Origin of the sequence: Mycolicibacterium helvum (genome assembly GCF_010731895.1) — a bacterium.
Classification (GTDB): Bacteria; Actinomycetota; Actinomycetes; order Mycobacteriales; family Mycobacteriaceae; genus Mycobacterium; species Mycobacterium helvum.
This window is the reverse complement of the sequence record NZ_AP022596.1, coordinates 2,961,688-2,978,852: the sequence shown is the minus strand read 5'-3', so window position 1 is coordinate 2,978,852 and position 17,165 is coordinate 2,961,688. Positions and strand designations below refer to the sequence as shown.

Annotated in this window: 16 protein-coding genes; 10 read left to right on the top strand and 6 right to left on the bottom strand. The window is 65.7% G+C overall.

Going from position 1 to position 17,165, the window contains the following annotated elements; all coding sequences use genetic code 11:
- Positions 1-62: 62 nt before the first annotated feature.
- Genes echA20 through G6N38_RS13885 form a run of 7 tightly spaced genes read left to right on the top strand, consistent with a single transcriptional unit; the run spans position 63 to position 6,232 of the window.
- Positions 63-818: a (7aS)-7a-methyl-1,5-dioxo-2,3,5,6,7,7a-hexahydro-1H-indene-carboxyl-CoA hydrolase gene (gene echA20 / locus G6N38_RS13915; RefSeq protein ID WP_163748323.1), complete on the top strand. Its 756-nt coding sequence runs from the start codon at positions 63-65 to the stop codon at positions 816-818.
- 34 nt (positions 819-852) lie between these two features.
- Positions 853-1,731, top strand: coding sequence for a cholesterol ring-cleaving hydrolase subunit IpdA (gene ipdA / locus G6N38_RS13910; RefSeq protein ID WP_163748320.1), 879 nt, complete (start codon positions 853-855; stop codon positions 1,729-1,731).
- Positions 1,728-2,474, top strand: a complete 747-nt coding sequence (gene ipdB / locus G6N38_RS13905; RefSeq protein ID WP_163748318.1) for a cholesterol ring-cleaving hydrolase subunit IpdB — start codon at positions 1,728-1,730, stop codon at positions 2,472-2,474. Before ipdA ends, ipdB begins: the two co-directional genes overlap by 4 nt.
- Before the next feature lie 4 nt (positions 2,475-2,478).
- Positions 2,479-3,543: a (3aS,4S,5R,7aS)-5-hydroxy-7a-methyl-1-oxo-octahydro-1H-indene-4-carboxyl-CoA dehydrogenase gene (gene ipdC, locus G6N38_RS13900; RefSeq protein WP_163748315.1), complete on the top strand. Its 1,065-nt coding sequence runs from the start codon at positions 2,479-2,481 to the stop codon at positions 3,541-3,543.
- A 43-nt stretch (positions 3,544-3,586) separates the two neighbouring features.
- The gene (locus G6N38_RS13895) at positions 3,587-4,219 is read left to right on the top strand and encodes a SatD family protein (RefSeq protein ID WP_163748312.1); all 633 of its coding nucleotides are present in this window, start codon (positions 3,587-3,589) and stop codon (positions 4,217-4,219) included.
- Complete coding sequence (locus G6N38_RS13890; RefSeq protein WP_163748309.1) at positions 4,216-5,070, top strand: hypothetical protein; 855 nt, start codon at positions 4,216-4,218, stop codon at positions 5,068-5,070. Before G6N38_RS13895 ends, G6N38_RS13890 begins: the two co-directional genes overlap by 4 nt.
- A 49-nt stretch (positions 5,071-5,119) precedes the next feature.
- The gene (locus tag G6N38_RS13885; protein WP_163748306.1) at positions 5,120-6,232 is read left to right on the top strand and encodes an NDMA-dependent alcohol dehydrogenase; all 1,113 of its coding nucleotides are present in this window, start codon (positions 5,120-5,122) and stop codon (positions 6,230-6,232) included.
- Positions 6,233-6,253: 21 nt separating this feature from the next.
- Here the strand turns inward: G6N38_RS13885 and G6N38_RS13880 are convergent, their stop codons facing one another.
- Together G6N38_RS13880 and G6N38_RS13875 are read right to left on the bottom strand one after the other, a co-directional pair.
- Positions 6,254-7,324, bottom strand: a complete 1,071-nt coding sequence (locus G6N38_RS13880) for a PucR family transcriptional regulator (RefSeq protein ID WP_246227906.1) — start codon at positions 7,322-7,324, stop codon at positions 6,254-6,256.
- Between the two features lie 120 nt (positions 7,325-7,444).
- Entirely contained in the window at positions 7,445-8,887 is a 1,443-nt protein-coding gene (locus tag G6N38_RS13875) for an APC family permease (RefSeq protein WP_246227905.1), read from the bottom strand.
- Between the two features lie 220 nt (positions 8,888-9,107).
- Between G6N38_RS13875 and G6N38_RS13870 the strand changes: the two genes are divergently transcribed.
- From G6N38_RS13870 to G6N38_RS13860, 3 genes are read left to right on the top strand one after another with little or no spacing between them, the layout of a single operon-like run.
- Complete coding sequence (locus tag G6N38_RS13870; protein WP_163748303.1) at positions 9,108-11,378, top strand: propanediol/glycerol family dehydratase large subunit; 2,271 nt, start codon at positions 9,108-9,110, stop codon at positions 11,376-11,378.
- On the top strand, positions 11,375-11,734 hold the full coding sequence (locus tag G6N38_RS13865) for a diol dehydratase small subunit (RefSeq protein WP_163748300.1): 360 nt from the start codon (positions 11,375-11,377) through the stop codon (positions 11,732-11,734). Before G6N38_RS13870 ends, G6N38_RS13865 begins: the two co-directional genes overlap by 4 nt.
- Positions 11,731-13,302: a diol dehydratase reactivase ATPase-like domain-containing protein gene (locus G6N38_RS13860; protein WP_163748297.1), complete on the top strand. Its 1,572-nt coding sequence runs from the start codon at positions 11,731-11,733 to the stop codon at positions 13,300-13,302. Before G6N38_RS13865 ends, G6N38_RS13860 begins: the two co-directional genes overlap by 4 nt.
- 71 nt (positions 13,303-13,373) lie before the next feature.
- On the opposite strand, the gene fadA6 is transcribed toward G6N38_RS13860, so the two are convergent.
- From fadA6 to ipdE1, 4 genes are read right to left on the bottom strand one after another with little or no spacing between them, the layout of a single operon-like run.
- The gene (fadA6, locus tag G6N38_RS13855) at positions 13,374-14,522 is read right to left on the bottom strand and encodes a steroid 3-ketoacyl-CoA thiolase FadA6 (RefSeq protein ID WP_163748295.1); all 1,149 of its coding nucleotides are present in this window, start codon (positions 14,520-14,522) and stop codon (positions 13,374-13,376) included.
- Between the two features lie 10 nt (positions 14,523-14,532).
- Positions 14,533-15,129 carry a TetR family transcriptional regulator KstR2 gene (gene kstR2, locus G6N38_RS13850; protein ID WP_163748292.1) on the bottom strand — a complete coding sequence of 199 codons (597 nt, stop codon included), beginning with the start codon at positions 15,127-15,129 and terminating at the stop codon, positions 14,533-14,535.
- The gene (ipdF, locus tag G6N38_RS13845) at positions 15,126-15,917 is read right to left on the bottom strand and encodes a (5R,7aS)-5-hydroxy-7a-methyl-1-oxo-2,3,5,6,7,7a-hexahydro-1H-indene-carboxyl-CoA reductase (protein ID WP_163748289.1); all 792 of its coding nucleotides are present in this window, start codon (positions 15,915-15,917) and stop codon (positions 15,126-15,128) included. Before ipdF ends, kstR2 begins: the two co-directional genes overlap by 4 nt.
- Positions 15,917-17,095, bottom strand: coding sequence for an acyl-CoA dehydrogenase IpdE1 (gene ipdE1 / locus G6N38_RS13840; protein ID WP_163748286.1), 1,179 nt, complete (start codon positions 17,093-17,095; stop codon positions 15,917-15,919). The genes ipdF and ipdE1 overlap by 1 nt, the downstream gene beginning before the upstream one ends.
- Between the last annotated feature and the right edge of the window lie 70 nt (positions 17,096-17,165).

Genomic DNA, 17,165 nt, shown 5'->3' with positions numbered 1-17,165 from the left:
AGCGTACCAAGCAAGTGCTTGCTTAGGTATCCACCCCGTCAGGAAGCGGCTCAGGTATTCCGATGACCATCACCACCAGCACCGTCGAACCGGGCATTGTCGCCGTCACGGTGAACTATCCGCCCGTCAATGCCATCCCCTCCCGCGGCTGGTTCGAGCTCGGCGACGCCATCACCGCCGCAGGCCGCGACCGGTCCACCCACGTGGTGATCCTGCGCGCCGAAGGCCGCGGATTCAACGCCGGTGTCGACATCAAGGAGATGCAGAACACCGAGGGCTTCACCGCATTGATCGACGCGAACCGCGGGTGCTTCCACGCGTTCCGCGCGGTGTATGAGTGCGAGGTGCCGGTGGTCGCGGCAGTCAACGGATTCTGTGTCGGCGGCGGCATCGGTCTGGTCGGCAACGCCGACGTGATCGTCGCATCCGACGACGCCAAGTTCGGCCTGCCCGAGGTGGAGCGCGGCGCCCTTGGCGCGGCCACCCACCTGTCCCGGTTGGTGCCCCAGCACATGATGCGCCGGCTGTTCTTCACCGCCGCGACAGTGAGTGCTGAGACACTGCACCACTTCGGATCGGTGCACGAGGTAGTTCCGCGTGCCGATCTCGACGAGGCCGCATTGCGCGTCGCACGCGATATCGCTTCCAAGGACACCCGGGTGATCCGGGCGGCCAAGGAGGCGCTGAACTTCATCGACATCCAGCCGGTCAATGCGAGATACCGCATGGAGCAGGGCTTCACGTTCGAGCTGAACCTGGCCGGCGTCTCCGATGAGCACCGCGACGCGTTCGCGGGCACGGAGAAAGGGGCGAAATGATCCGGCGGGCACGAGCGAAGCGAGCGGGGAAATAATGGCCGATAAGAGAACAACCCTCGACGAGGCCGTCTCGGTCGTCGAAAGCGGGATGACGATCGGCCTCGGTGGCTGGGGTTCCCGGCGCAAGCCGATGGCCTTCGTGCGGGCGCTATTGCGCACCGACGTCACCGATCTCACCGTCGTCACCTACGGCGGACCCGACCTCGGACTGCTCTGCTCGGCAGGCAAGGTCAAGCGCGTCTACTACGGCTTCGTGTCCTTGGACTCGCCGCCGTTCTACGATCCGTGGTTCGCCAAGGCCCGCACCACGGGCGCGATCGAATCGCGCGAGATGGACGAGGGCATGCTGCGCTGCGGGCTGCAGGCCGCTGCACAGCGGCTGCCGTTCCTGCCGATCCGCGCCGGCCTCGGCAGTGACGTCAGGGCGTTCTGGGGTGACGAACTCAAGACCGTCAAGTCTCCCTACCCGACGGGTTCTGCCTATGAAGAACTCGTTGCGATGCCCGCACTGAACCTCGATGTGGCGTTGGTCCACCTGAATCTCGGTGACGAACAGGGCAATGCCGCCTACACCGGCATCGACCCGTACTTCGACGACCTGTTCCTGATGTCGGCGCAGAAGCGCCTCTTGTCGGTGGAAAAGGTGGTATCCACCGAAGAGCTGGTGAAATCCGTTCCGGTGCAGGCACTCCTGATCAACCGGATGATGGTCGACAGCGTCGTCGAGGCACCGAACGGTGCGCACTTCACCACCGCGGAGCCCGATTACCGCCGCGACGAGAAGTTCCAGCGCCACTACGCAGAAGCCGCGGCATCCGACGAGACCTGGGCCGAGTTCGTCTCGACCTACCTGTCGGGCAGCGAAGCCGATTACCAAGCCGCCGTGCGGAAGTTCAAGGAGGAACAAGCATGATCTCCGCGACCCGCGCCGAGGTGTGCGCCGTCGCCTGTGCCGAGTTGTTCCGCGACGCAGGCGAGATCATGGTCAGCCCAATGGCCAATATGGTGTCGATCGGCGCCCGCCTGGCACGCCTGACCTTCGCTCCCGACATCCTGCTGACCGACGGCGAGGCTCGCATCTTCGCCGACACCCCGGCGATGGGCGCCACCGGAGCCATCGAAGGCTGGATGCCGTTCGGCCGCGTCTTCGAGACGCTCGCCTGGGGCCGACGCCATGTGGTGATGGGCGCCAACCAGATCGACCGCTACGGTAACCAGAACCTCTCAGCCTTCGGCCCATTGCAGCATCCGACCCGACAGATGTTCGGCGTGCGCGGCGCACCGGGCAACACCATCAACCACGCCACCAGCTACTGGGTCGGCAACCATTCCAAGCGGGTGTTCGGGACGGGAGTCGACATCGTCTCCGGAATCGGCTGGGACAAGGTCGATCCGAACAACCCGGCGTACCGCTTCGTCAACGTCTTCCGCGTGGTGACCAACCTCGGCGTCTTCGACTTCAACGGGCCCGACCATCAGATGCGGGCGGTGTCGCTGCACCCCGGCGTGAGCCCCGAAGAGGTCGCCGAGAACACCTCGTTCGAGGTGCACGGCCTGGGTGAAGCCGAGACCAGCCGCCTGCCATCCGGCGACGAGCAGAAGCTGATCCAAGAGGTCATCGATCCAAAAGGCCTTAGGGACCGAGAGGTGAAGTAGGGAGATGTCCGCTTCGTTGAAGACCCCGCTGACCGAACTGATCGGCATCGAACATCCGGTCGTCCAGACGGGGATGGGCTGGGTCGCGGGCGCCCGGCTGGTGTCGGCCACGTCCAACGCCGGGGGCCTGGGCATCCTGGCCTCGGCGACGATGACCATCGATGAACTGGCCACCGCGATCAAGAAGGTGAAGGCCTCTACCGATCGGCCGTTCGGCGTCAACATCCGTGCCGACGGCGCCGATGCCGGTGATCGCGTCGACCTGATGATCCGCGAGGGCGTCAAGGTAGCGTCCTTCGCGCTGGCCCCCAAGCAGGAACTGATCGCGAAGCTCAAAGAAGCCGGCTCGGTGGTGATTCCGTCGGTGGGCGCGGCCAAGCATGCCCGCAAGGTTGCGAGCTGGGGCGCCGACGCCGTGATCGTGCAGGGCGGCGAGGGCGGCGGTCATACCGGTCCGGTAGCGACCACTCTGTTACTGCCCTCAGTCCTCGACGCGGTCGACATCCCGGTGATCGCCGCGGGCGGCTTCTTCGACGGCCGCGGCCTGGCTGCCGCGTTGTCCTACGGCGCTGCCGGCGTGGCGATGGGCACCCGGTTCCTGCTGACCTCGGATTCGACCGTGCCCGAGGACGTCAAGCAGCGTTACCTCAAGGCCGCACTCGACGGCACTGTCGTCTCCACCCGAGTGGACGGCATGCCGCACCGCGTCCTGCGCACCGAGCTCGTCGAGAAGCTCGAAAGCGGCTCACCGATCCGAGGTTTCACCGCAGCGGTGCGCAACGCGGCCAAGTTCAAGAAGATGTCGCAGATGACCTGGTCCGGAATGATCCGCGACGGCCTGGCGATGCGGCACGGTAAGGACCTCACCTGGTCGCAGGTGCTGATGGCCGCCAATACCCCGATGCTGCTGAAAGCCGGACTGGTCGAAGGCAATACCGAAGCGGGTGTGCTGGCCTCCGGACAGGTCGCCGGGATCATCGAGAACCTGCCGACGTGCGCCGAATTGGTCCCCACCATCGTCGCCGACGCCATCGAGCACCTGCGGGCAGCCGCCGCGTTCGTCCAATAAAGCTATTTACTTCATTTTGACGAAATGAAGCTATACTCTTCATATGGCTGGAGTGAAGCGTAGCGCTTCATCGGAGCGTGCTGCACTGATCGGCGATGTCGTGGACTCGCGGCACGCGTCCGACCGCGGCCACTTGCACCGCCGCATCACCGAAGCGCTCACCGGCACTCCCCTGGCGTTCACCGTCGGTGACGAGTTCCAGGGCAGCTATCCGACGGTCGGCGACGCGATCCACGCCGCCCTAACGGTGCGGCTGGCCGTGGCGCCCGAGATCGATGTGCGGTTCGGCATCGGCTGGGGTGAGGTGACCGTGCTCGACGCCGGCACCGGCATTCAGGACGGGCCAGGCTGGTGGTCGGCACGAGAAGCGATCGAATGGACCGCTTCCGCCCAACAACAGCCAGCATTGGCGACCGTGCGCACGGCATACCGCCGCCACGGCGACACCGGGCCGGATCCCGCCGCCGTCAACGCCGCGCTGTTATGTCGGGACCACCTGCTTGGATCGGTGGATGCCCGGTCCGTGCGACTGCTGCGGGGGCTACTCGACCACAAGACGAAGAAGGAATTAGCGGCGATGGAAGGGATCAGCGCCTCAGCGGTGTCGCAGCGGACCGCGCGCGACGGGCTGGACCTGCTGGTGCTGGCCTGCGAGCAATTGGGGGCCGTTCGGTGAGTGGCGTCGCTGTGCTGCTGATCGCCATCGGCTGCGCCGACATCATGCGGCGCTTGGCCACCCGGCTCTGGCCGGCGGTGGTCACCGGTCCGATGGTCGCGGTCGCGATCGCCGCGCTGTGCGGACTCTGGCGTCCCGGTGATCTGCTGCTGGTCGTTATTGCCGCGGCGGCGGCTGTGGCGTGGGAACTGTCGTGCAACCACGCCGAGCGGGTCGGGGGCCGTGGTCAGGTCACACCCCTGGTGTTGTTCGCCGCCGTCCTCGCGATGATGATCGTGCTGTCCGGATTGGGCTCACCGTGTGCCGGGCTGGTCAAGGCCTGGGCTGGCTGGGCCCCGGTGACCGGGCTCGCGACAACCGACCCGACCCGAATCATGTTGGTGGCCGGGGTGATTCTGCTTCAAGTCACGACGGGCAACCAGCTGGTCCGGCTGCTGCTCGGGGCGGTGGGATCGGTCAAACCGGCCGGCGAACCGCAGCCGTCGGATCGACTCAAAGGCGGGCGTCTGCTGGGCCCGATGGAACGGCTGCTGATCTTCGGGCTGGGCCTGGCCGGGCAGCCGGCCGCCGCGACGGCGGTGGTAGCGGCCAAGAGCATCATCCGGTTCCCGGAGATCAACGCCCAAAAGGCCCGGGAGAACGGCGGTATCGGCCTCGGCGGGCAGGAGCGTAGCGACCCGGGAATAAGCCTCGGCGGGCAGGAGCGTAGCGACCCGGGAATAAGCCTCGGCGGGCAGGAGCGTAGCGACCCGGGAATAGGCATCGACGATGTCACCGAGTACTTCTTGGTGGGCAGCTTTGCGAGCTGGATCGTCGCGCTTGGCGGCCTGGCACTCACGATGGCGGGCTAGTTCCCAATTCGTCATCGGTGGACGGCGGCGGCGTCATACCTTGGGCATCATGAAAATGAATGCCGCCATCCTGTGGGAGTACGGGCGAGACTGGAGCGTCGAAGAAGTCGAGCTCGATCCTCCAAAGGAGGGTGAGGTTCTCGTCTCGTTCGAGGCCACCGGCCTGTGCCACTCCGATCACCACATTCGCGACGGTGACCTGGTGGCGCCGATCCCGTTGATCGGCGGGCACGAGGGTGCGGGCATCGTGCGGGAAGTCGGTCCAGGAGTGCGCGACCTGAAGGTCGGCGATCACATCGTTGCCGCATTCCTGCCCGCCTGCGGGCGCTGCCGCTGGTGTGCGACCGGCAAGTCGAATCTGTGCGATATGGGTGCCGAGATCCTGATGGGCCTACAGCCCGACGGCACATTCCGACGGCACGCCCGCGGCCAAGATATCTACGCCGCAATCGGTTTGGGCACGTTCGCGCCCTACGGCACAGTGCCGGAGGCGTCGCTGGTGAAGATCGACGACGACATCCCGCTGACCCGGGCCTGCTTGCTCGGCTGCGGTGTGACCACCGGCTGGGGTTCGGCGGTCAACACCGCCGACGTGCGTCCCGGCGACACCGTGGTGGTGATCGGCTGCGGCGGGATCGGCAGCGGAGCCATCCAGGGCGCCCGGCTGGCCGGCGCGGAGAAGATCGTCGTGATCGACATCGTGGAAAGCAAGCGGGACAAGGCGTTTCTCTTCGGCGCGACCCACTTCGCGACATCTATTGAGGAAGGCACCGAACTGGTTCGTGAGCTGACCCGAGGCGTGATGGCCGATTCCGCGCTGCTGACCGTCGGGCTGGTCAAAGGCCCGATGATCAACGACGCGCTGGAACTCGTCAGCAAGGGTGGCACCGTGGTGCTGACCGCACTGGCCGCGATGACGGACGTGACGCCGATCCTGCCGATGACGATGTTCACGCTCTTCCAGAAGCGTCTGCTCGGCAGCCTGTACGGACAAGCCAACCCGCGCGCCGACATCCCGAAACTGCTCAGCCTCTACCGCGAGGGCAAGCTACTGCTCGACGAGACCGTCACCCACGAATACAAGTTGGGCGAGATCAACGACGCCTACGACGACATGCTCGCCGGCCGCAACATCCGCGGAGTCGTCCTGCACGACACCTGACGCTTCTCCCGCGAACTGGGCTCACCCACGGCGCATACCGTCGGCCCGAGCTTCGTTGATCTGGTGGACCCGAACGCTGACCTCCAACTGGAAGCGGTCGGCGGGATTCTTCAGCGACAAGCCGGTGAGCTCCTCGATGAGTTTGATCCGGTACAACAACGAGTGGCGATTCAGGTAGAGCGCTCTGGCAGCCGCGCTGGTGTTCGTCGCTTCGTTGAGCACGATCTCCAAGGTGTGCACGAGTTGCCCTCGCCGCGTGGTGTCGTAATCGATCAGTGGCTGCAATGTCTGCAGCACCATCGCCATACTGCGCGGGTGGTGCCGCAACACGTCGGCGAACTGTCGCGCGCCCACGGTGCTGTCGACGGCAACCGACGACCCCGTCGCAGGCGGGGCAGGAGATGGCCCGTAAGCGGCGGGGAGCAGTGCCCAGCTGACCAGGTCATCGGACAGCCCGCTGAGCTGCTGGGCGCACGCCACCAGCTCGGTGATAGTGGAAGCCGTTGGCGCTGAGGCGAAATGACTCATCACAAGGTCGTCAGTGACTGACGACCGCACGGCGATGTCGGCGGACCGTGCCAACGCCTGCAGTGAATCGGCGAACGCGCCGGCCAGATCCGTCCAACCGTTGCCGGCACATTCACTGCGACCGACGGCCATGCGGAACCGCTGGTCCGACGGTGACAGGCTCAGCAGCGGGAGCAGACTCTTCTGCACATCAGCGAACGCGATCTCCCACGGTAACAACACGAACGGGCACGCATGCTGCTCGGCGAGCGGGATCAGCAGCTCGAGCAGTTCGTCGACGGCAACCTCGGGTGGAGGGCTCAACACCACTCCGGCCGCTGCAGAGGCGAATAGCGAGACGAGGAAATCGCGGACGCCCGGCTGACTGATATCGGCACCCGTGGTAAGCACCAGGTCACCGGCACGGACGAAATCCTCGGCCGGGGCGTGGATGATATCGACCCAGCGAACCTCGCGGGTCAACCCGCGGCGGCCCGCGACGACAGAACCATGATCGAGGGGCGGAACCATCAGGACCGCCGCAACGCTCAGAGACGACTCCCCGGACATGCCCGCTTCACTCACCTGATCCACTCTCCGCGCCGATTCAGCGCCGAGAACCGCAGATGGGCGCTGGTACTCCCGAAATCCGACGGTACCAGCGCCCATGCTGCTCTGATCAGTTCGTTGGCCGGCCCGTCGGGGTCAGGACACCGACGAAATCGACGCCAGCTCACCCTTGGATCGCCGGCTCAGCAGCATGCCCACTCCGAAGAACGCCAACGGCATCACGCCGAAGACGGCCGCAAGGGTGGGGTTGCCCCCAACGATGAGAGTCAGGTTGGACACCACCAGAACCAGGGCCGCGGCCAGCACCAGTGTCGCGGCCACCGCGAGCACCACGGTGCCCGTCGAGCCACCACGACGCACGAAGAACATCACCACGGAGATCGTCGTCAACAACCACAGGATCGCCAATGCGAGGATTCCCAGCCCACCCAGCGGGCCGAAGATCTGCAGCACCGGATCGAGCCCGAACGCAACGAAGATCGCCATGATCACGACCGACGCCGCGGTGATGACCAGCGACGCCACCGCCGGCGAACCGTGACGGGAATGCACCTGGCCGATCTTGGTCGAGAAGACACCGCTTTGCCCCAGCACGAACGCGTAACGCGAACTGATGTTATGGAATGCCAGGGTGCAGGCGAAAACGCTGATGAACCACAGGGCAGTGGTCAGGTCGCGCCCAACCATACCGAGGTACTGCTGGGCGGTGTTGACCATGAAGTTATCGGGGTCGTCCTTGGCGGCCGCAATGGCATCCGGTCCTCCATTGCCTTCGATGAGTGCCCAGCTGGAGAATGCGTAAAAGCTGGCCACGATGCCCACTGCCCAGAACGTCGCGCGCGGCACCGTGCGATCGGGGTCGCGGGCCTCGTCTCGAAACACCACCGTCGCCTCGACACCGACGAAGCCCCACAGTGCGTAGAGCAACGCGATCCCGAACCCTCCGGCTATCCCCTGCGGCGTGAACGAGTCGCCGGTCAAACCGTGCTCACCGCCACGCAGCACGATGACGAAATCCAAGACCAGCAGGATGGCGACTTCGGACACCAGGAACACACCTAGCACCTTGGCGCTGAGGTCGATGTCGCGATATCCGAGCCAGGCGACGACGGCGAGCACCCCGCCGGTCAGCAGCCACCACGGAATATCCGGTCCGCCGAAGCGGGTGATGAGGCCGTTGAGGATGACGCCGTCGTAGGCGGCCACGGCCAGCAGGGTCGCCATGTAGGCCGGTAAGGCGAGAACGGCCGCGCCGGTCCCGGCCGCACGACCGAGCGACGTGCGGATGTAGGCATAGAAGGCGCCGGCGTCCGTGACGTATTTCGACATGGCGACGAAACTCGCCGCGAAGAGAAGGAACACCAGACCCGCGACGATGAACGAGACCGGGATACCAGTGGTCTCTCCCAGCACCATCGCGATCGGCACGTTGCCGCCGATCGTGGAAAGCGGCGCCGCAGCGGCCACCACCATCAGCACAATGGCGGGGACACCGAGGTGGCCGCGCAGTTTCGCGGCCGCCGTGGTCTGGGAAGTGTCACGGCCTGACCCGCCGCTGGTATCGAGAACCTCGGTCACTGTTACTCCTCTTCTCACCACGGAGCGACAGCTGGACCACTCCGACGTCCGGTCATTGTGCGAGAAGGGCTGCCCGCTCGCCAGAAACGTCGGCCGCTTTCCAACACGTTGTGGTAGAGCAGATCGTCCAGAGGCGGTGCTACCGAACAGATCAGACACGTTGTTGGAAGTTCTGGGTGCGTTCTTGCCTGCCATGGCAGATACCCCAATGCTGTGTGCCATGCACCCGAATAGTGACGAGGCCGGCCATGACCACCGGCTGGGCCGCATCCGACTGTTGGACCAGCAGACAGTCAACCTGGACGGGTTCGCCGCACCCGATCCAGAACTCGGCATGATCTCACACCTGTCGCCTTATGACCCCGAGCCGTCCTGGCGCGTGGCCGACGACGGCACTGTGGTCGAGATGGACTCCAAGCCGGCCGCCGACTTCGACACGATCGATGAATTCGTTGTGCGGTATGCGATCGACCATTCCCAGGCGTGGGCGTCGATGGCCATGAGTGAGGTCGAGCTGGCTCGGCTGATCGTGGATTCCAGCGTGCCGCGCGACGAGGTACTTCGGGTCTGCTCGGGCCTGACCCCGGCGAAGATGGCCAGGGTCGTCGCGATGCTGCAGCCGGTGGAGATCCAGATGGCGATGATGAAGATGCGCGCGCGCCGCACCCCGGCCAATCAGGCCCACGTCACCAACCGGCTCGACGACCCACTGTTGATCGCTGCGGACGCGGCGACCGCGGTGGTCTATGGCTTCCGCGAACTGGAGGCGACGGTGCCGGTGCTCGACGACGCTCCCGCCGTCGCGATGGCTCTGCTCATCGGCTCCCAGGTGCCGGCGGCCGGCGCGCTGACACAGTGCTCGGTAGAGGAAGCCCGAGAACTCGAGCTCGGAGTCCGCGGGCTGGTGTCCTACGCCGAGACGGTGTCGGTCTACGGAACCGAGCAGGTCTTCACCGACGGCGACGACACTCCGTGGTCCAAGGCGTTTCTGACCTCGGCCTACGCCTCACGCGGGATCAAGATGCGGCTGTCCAGCGGGGCCGGCTCCGAGGTGCTGATGGGCCAGGCCGAACGAAAGTCGATGAACTATCTGGAGTCCCGCTGCGTCGCCCTGGCCAAGGGAATCGGGGCACAGGGTGTTCAGAACGGCGGCGTCGACGGGGCGGCGATCACCGCCTCGGTGCCCGGTGGCGTCAAGGAACTCATCGCCGAGAATCTGATGGTGATGCTGCGCGGGCTCGAATCATGCAGTGGAAACGACTCGCTGATGAGTGAATCGACCATGCGCCGCACCAGTCGGACGTTGCCGACGCTGCTGTCGGGGTCGGACTTCATCTTCTCCGGCTTCGGCTCGATCGTGTCCTACGACAACATGTTTGGCCCGTCCAACTTCAATGCCGCCGACCTCGACGACTATCTGGTGCTGCAGCGCGACTGGGGTGTCGACGGCGGATTGCGTTCGGTTGACCCGACCACGCTGGAGGCGATGCGACGGCAGGCCGCCGAAGCGACCCGGGCGGTATTCGAATACCTCGGGCTGGCGGACTTCGACGACGAGCACGTCGAAGCTGTCGTGCAGGCCGAGGGTTCCAAGGACCTCCCGGACACCGACGGAGTGACCGTATTGAACGCTGCCCGGATGATCGAACAATCCGGACTGACGGTCCTCGACGTCGTCGCTGCGCTCGCCGAGACCGGGTTCACCGATGTCGCCGACCGCGTGCTGGGCATGGCCAAAGCCCGCGTCACCGGTGACTATCTGCAGACCGCTGCGATTTTCGACGAGCAGATGAATGTGCTCTCGGCACTGCAGGATCCTAACGACTACTGCGGACCGGGAACCGGATACCGGCCGTCGCCGGAGCGCCAGGCTCAGATCGACTCCGTACGACAGGCACGCTCGGTGACCGACCTGGTCAAGGAACAGGCCAACTATTGCCAGCCCGGCCGGGTGGTGGAGCTGGGGCCAGCCTTACCCGGCACCGATCCGCGGGAGGTCGTGGTCGGCGTCTCTCCCGCCTTCGCCACCAAGCTGTTCCGCACGCTGTCGGGCATGACGATCTACGACGCGCTCGAGCAGATCCTCGCCGGCCTGGAAGAAGAGCAGTGCGTGCCGCGGCTGGTTCGCATCACCAACACCGTGGATCTGGGATCGATCGGGAAGACCGCGGCCGGACTGTCCGGCTCGGGAGTTAGCGTCGGCCTGCAGGCCAAGGGCACCACGCTGATCCACCGCCGGGACCTGCCACCGCTGGCTAACCTCGAATTGCTCAGTGTCGCACCGCTGATCGCTCCCGATATGTACCGACTGATCGGTATCAATGCCGGTAGACATGCGAAGGGCGCGACCCCAGCCCCGATGCGCAACGCCTACACCGACGAGGCCATCACCGCCCGCTACCACACGAAGGTGGTGTCGATGGTCGCGATCGAGCGAGCCGAAATCGCCGCCCGCACCGGGCCCAACGTTGAATTGGAGTTCCTTCGATGACCATCTCCGCCCACTCCGGCCGTGCTCTCGACGAGATCACCGTCCAAGCCGCGCGAGCCGGTCAGCTCGATCTGGACGACATTCGCATCAGCCGGGATACGCTTCTGAGCCAGGCGGAGACCGCTGAGCGGTCCGGCTCGGCACAGCTCGGCATGAACTTGCGCCGGGCGGCCGAGATGACGGTGCTTTCGGCGTCCGACATGCTGGCTGCCTACGAGGCGCTGCGCCCCAACCGCTCCACGTTCGATGAATTGCAGGAATTGGCAGCGCGACTCGCTGCACACGAAGCACACGCGTGCGCGCAACTCGTCCGGGAGGCCGCAGCGGCGTATCAGCGTCGCGGCCTGTTGCGATGACGGTGTGGGCCGGTGTCGACATCGGCAACGCCACCACCGAAGTGGTCCTGTGCAGCGGGATCGGTGATTTAGACGTGTTGTGCAGCGCACGTGTCCCGACTCGAGGTGGGAAGGGATCGCTGCGCGCCATTGACGCTGCCGCGCAACTGGTTCGCCAATTGAGCGCTACTCACGGCCTCGTAGTCGATCGGGCCGCGTTCGCTCCGACGCCGCCGGTGACATCGGTGACTGAACAAATCCAGCTTCAGACCAGGCGAACCGGACGACTGTACATTGCCACCCGTTCGGCACCCACGACCGCCGGTGACGCCGTCGGGGTTGGGGTACCGGTACCAGTCGGACGCCTCCAGGAAGTGGACCGCCACCAGCCGGTCGTCGCCTGCGCGACCCGCGACCACGACTACCGCGACGTAGCGGGATTGGTCAACGCGGCAATCGATTCCGGCCGCGACGTAGCAGCCGTGGTTACGACCAATGATGAGGCTGTTCTGGTATCCAACCGGCTGCTTACGGCATTGCCCGTGGTCGACGGCGTCGAAGTGGCAGAGCTGTTGTCGGCCGCGCTGGTCGCCGTCGAAGTGCGGCAAGGTTTCTCATCACTACAGCGACTCACCGACCCGTATTGGCTCGTCGACGCGTTCAGCCTCCGCGACGACGAGCGCCCTGACGCGACACTGGTCGCCGACCAGCTCTACGACAGCGCCTGCGCGGTGGTGTGCCTTCACGACGTCGCCCCCGAGGACATCCGACCTACCGAGCCGGTCGCTGACCCCGACAAAGACGAGCGCACGCACGCAGTACATCTTGCTGACATTGCGGCGCAGGCGAATTCGCGTCGCGGTTCGGTGGCAACCGACAGTGTGGTGCGAGCGACGATGGGCGACGACGTGCACCAGCCGCCCGCCGGTGCTGATGCGCTGAGCGAGGCGTTGGGGGTACCCGTGATACGGATCGACTCCGAGGCCGCTGCCGCCAGGGTGGGCGCGCTGACCACCCCCGGCGTCACCGAGGACATGGTGGTCGTCGACGTCGGCGGCGGCACCGTCGACGTGGTGACCGCAACGGCACGAGTCGTCCTGCCCGGCGCCGGCCAACTGCTCACGACCGCGACATCGGCTGCCCTGGATATTTCGCGTAGCACAGCCGAATACGCGAAACGCGCCGAGGCGCTCAGCGCGGTCACCGTCCAACTCGTCGAGGACGAGCATGGGCGCCGACACTTCCTCGACAGCCCGATCGACGGCCGCTGTACCGGCTGGCTGCTGGCATCGGCGCCAAACGGGCTGCTGCCCTTTACGTCGCGATTATCCGGTTCCGAATGGCGCAACTGGCGCCTGGCGGCCAAACGACTCGTTATCGGCGCCAACGTGCTCCGTGGACTCGCCCAGGTGGCACCGGATGCTCGCGGGCTCGTTCTGGTCGGCGGCGGAGCGGGTGACGACGAACTCGTCCGCGCCGTCAGCGAACAGCTCGGCGGGGTAGCAGTCGGGCGCGGCAACGTCTGCCGCAGACTAGGCCAGCGCTACGCAGTGGCCTACGGCCTCGTCGCTATGGCTGCCGCTGGCTGAGGCGACGAGCGTGGGCCTTATGCACAGGTTTTCACTGAATTGCGTGCATAAGGACCACATTCGAGGCAGGACTAGAGCCGTTCGACGATGGTGACGTTCGCGGTGCCGCCACCCTCACACATCGTCTGCAGGCCATAGCGACCGCCGGTGCGCTCCAACTCGTTGAGCATGGTGGTGAACAGTTTGGCGCCGGTGGCGCCCAGTGGATGACCCAGGGCGATCCCGCCCCCGTTGGGGTTGACCTTCGCCGGGTCGGCCTTGGTCTCCTTCAGCCAGGCAAGGACGACCGACGCAAAGGCCTCGTTGATCTCGACGACGTCGATGTCGTCGATGGTCAGGCCGGCCTTGTCCAGCGCGTACTTCGTCGCCGGAATCGGACCGGTCAGCATGATCACCGGGTCGTCGCCGCGGGCGCTGATGTGGTGGATGCGGGCCCGCGGGGTCAGGTTGTGCGCTTGCACTGCGCTTTCTGAGGCCAGCAACACCGCGCTCGCGCCGTCGCAGATCTGGCTGGCCATCGCGGCCGTCAACCGGCCGCCCTCGACCAGGGTTTTGAGCCCGGCCATCTTCTCCAGGGTGGTTTCGCGCGGGCACTCGTCGACGGCGAATCCGTCGATCGGCAGGATCTCGTTGTCGAAGTGCCCGGCACGGATCGCAGCGAACGCGCGCTCATTGCTGGTCAACGCGAACTGTTCCATCTCCTCGCGAGTGATCCCCCACCGTTCGGCGATCATCTCTGCGCCGCGGAACTGCGAAACCTCTTGGTCACCATAGCGTTTCAGCCAGCCCTTGGACTCGTTGGTGGGCGAGGTGAAACCGAACTGCTCGCCGACGGTCATCGCCGAGGAGATGGGGATCTGGCTCATGTTCTGTACACCGCCGGCCACGATGAGATCCGCGGTGCCGGCCATGATGGCCTGCGCCCCGAACGAAATCGCTTGCTGGCTGGACCCGCACTGACGGTCCACGGTCACCCCGGGCACGGCTTCCGAATAGCCGGCGGCCAGCCAGGACAGCCGCCCGATGTTGCCTGCCTGGCCACCGATCGCGTCCACGCAGCCGGCGATCACGTCATCAACGGCGTCCGGGTCGACATCGTGGCGGCCCAGCAGTCCCTGCCAGGCGGCGGCAGCCAGGTCGATCGGGTGCACGCCGGCCAGCGATCCGTTGCGCTTGCCCACCGCGGTCCGCACGGCGTCGATAACGTAGGCCTCAGGCATGTCGATCTCCTTATCGGTTGTTGGGCGCGGCTATGCCGCCCAGGACGATGGCGAGGTATTGGCGGCCGACTTCCTCGGCTGTCAGCGGTCCGCCTGGTTGATACCAACGCACGGACACCCACGTGGTATCCCGGATGAACCGGTACACCACGTCGACGTCGATATCCGGGCGGAAGTACCCCTGCTTGACACCCTCGTTGAGCAGGTCAAGCCACATCTTGCGTTGTTCTTTGTTACGAACCTCGACGAATTCGAACTGCGGCAGCGACGACAGCCGCTTGGCCTCGTCCTGGTAGATCACCACCTGCGCGTGCCGGTCTTCGATCGCTTCGAACGACGTCATGAACAAGCCCTTGAGCCGCTCGAGCGGGTTGGGCTCGGTGGCGATGATCTGCTGGTAGCGCTCGAACAGCCAGTCCAGGAAGTCCCGTAGGACCTCCTCGACCATCTGCTCCTTGCTCTTGAAGTGGTGATACAGGCTGCCGGACAGAATGCCCGCCGAGTCGGCGATGTCGCGCACGGTGGTCGCGCGCAGACCGCGTTCGGCGAACATCGTCGCGGCGAGCACCAGGAGCTCGTCACGACGACTGACCGGCTGCTCGGTCATGCGCGTTGGCTCGACACCGAAATGACTTCGCCGGTCAGGTAACTCGAGTAGTCGCTGGCCAGGAACGCGATAGTGGCGGCGACTTCCCACGGCTCGGCTGCACGGCCGAACGCTTCTCCTTCGGAGAGCCGGTCGAGCAGGTCGGTCGAGCTGACCTTCTCCAGAAACTTATGCCGCGCGATGCTCGGTGAAACGGCGTTGATGCGCACCCCCTGTTCGACGGCTTCGATTGCGCTGCAACGGGTCAGCGCCATCACACCGGCCTTTGCGGCCGCGTAATGCGACTGCGAGTGCTGTGCTCGCCAGCCCAGGACGCTGGCATTGTTCACGATCACGCCGCCGTGGCCGGCATCACGGAAGTACCGCAGCGCCGCGCGCGTGGCTCGCATCACCGACGTCAGGGTCACGTTGAGCACCCGGTCCCAGTCGTCGTCGGTCATGTCGATGACGGGGGTTTCCCCGCCGAGGCCGGCGTTGTTCACCAGTACATCAAGACGACCCAGGGCGGCCACGGAACTGGCGATCAGCGCGTCGACCTGTGCGGTGGATGTGACATCGCAGACCACGCTCTCGACCCGGCCGAGGCCCAATTCGGCCAGCTGGTCCCGGGTTTCGCCGAGACGACGTTCGTGGTGATCGGAGACGACGACGTCGGCACCTTCGAGCAGCGCGCGCCGTGCGGTGGCCGATCCGATGCCGGTTCCCGCCGCCGCGGTCACCACCACGACCTTGCCAGCCAGCAGACCGTGGCCCTCAACCTCTTTGGGGACCTCCGACAATGGCGCCACTAGCCCTTCACCTCTCGAGGTAGGCCGAGCACCCGCTCGGCGATAATGTTGCGCTGAATCTCGTTGGAGCCGCCGTAAATCGTGTCCGAGCGGGAGAACAGGAACAGCCGCTGCCATTCGTCGAATTCACCGTCGGCCAGCAGCAAGCCGGACTTGCCTTTGATGTCCATGGCCAGCTCGCCCAGATCGCGGTGCCAGTTGGCCCACAACAGCTTCGACACATTGTCCTGGCCTCCACCGATGTCGCTGGCCCAGCGGCTCCCGCGTTGCTCAACGTCCATCGTCGCCAAGGCGTAGGACCGCATCGTCTGCAGGCCCGCCCAGGATCGGGCCAGCCGCTCCCGGATCAGCGGATCGTCGATCGCGCCGGTGGTCTTGGCAAGCTCGGCGATGCCGGAAAGCTCACGGGCATAACGGATCTGCTGGCCCAGCGTGGAAACGCCGCGTTCGAAGGTCAGCGTTCCCATCGCCACCCGCCAGCCGTCGCCCGGCTCGCCGACCACCAGGCCGGCATCGGTGCGGGCGTCAGTGAAGAACACCTCGTTGAATTCCGAGTCGCCGGTCAGCTGGATGATCGGGCGGATCTCCACACCCGGTTGATCCAGCGGCACCAGCAGATAGGACAGCCCGGCGTGCCGCTTGGAGCCCTTCTCGGTGCGGGCCACCACGAAGCACCACTGCGCCCAGTGCGCCAGCGACGTCCACACCTTCTGGCCGTTGATAACCCACTCGTCACCGTCCAGAACCGCAGACGTGGCGACGTTGGCCAGATCGCTGCCCGCACCAGGCTCCGAGTAGCCCTGGGACCACAGCTCGGTGACATCGAGGATCCGGGGCAGGAACCGCTGCTGCTGTTCGGGGGTACCGAAGGCAATCAGCGTGGGCCCGAGCAGTTCTTCGCCGAAATGGTTGACCTTGTCGGGAGCGTTCGCCTTGGCGTACTCCTCGTAGAACGCCACCCGGTGCGCAACCGAAAGGCCGCGACCGCCGTGTTCTACCGGCCAGCCCAGGCAGGTCAGCCCCGCCGCCGCCAGATGCCTGTTCCAGGCCAGCCGCTCTTCGTAAGCTTCATGCTCGCGGCCCGGGCCACCGAGGCCCTTGAGCGCGGCATATTCACCGACGAGATTGTCGGCCAGCCACTGGCGTACCTCCGCCCGGAACTCCTCGACCGTGATCACCCTTGTAGGCTAACCTACCAAGCACTTGCTTTGTTAGCCCGGGGACCATCCGCGGGCATCAAGCCCCAAG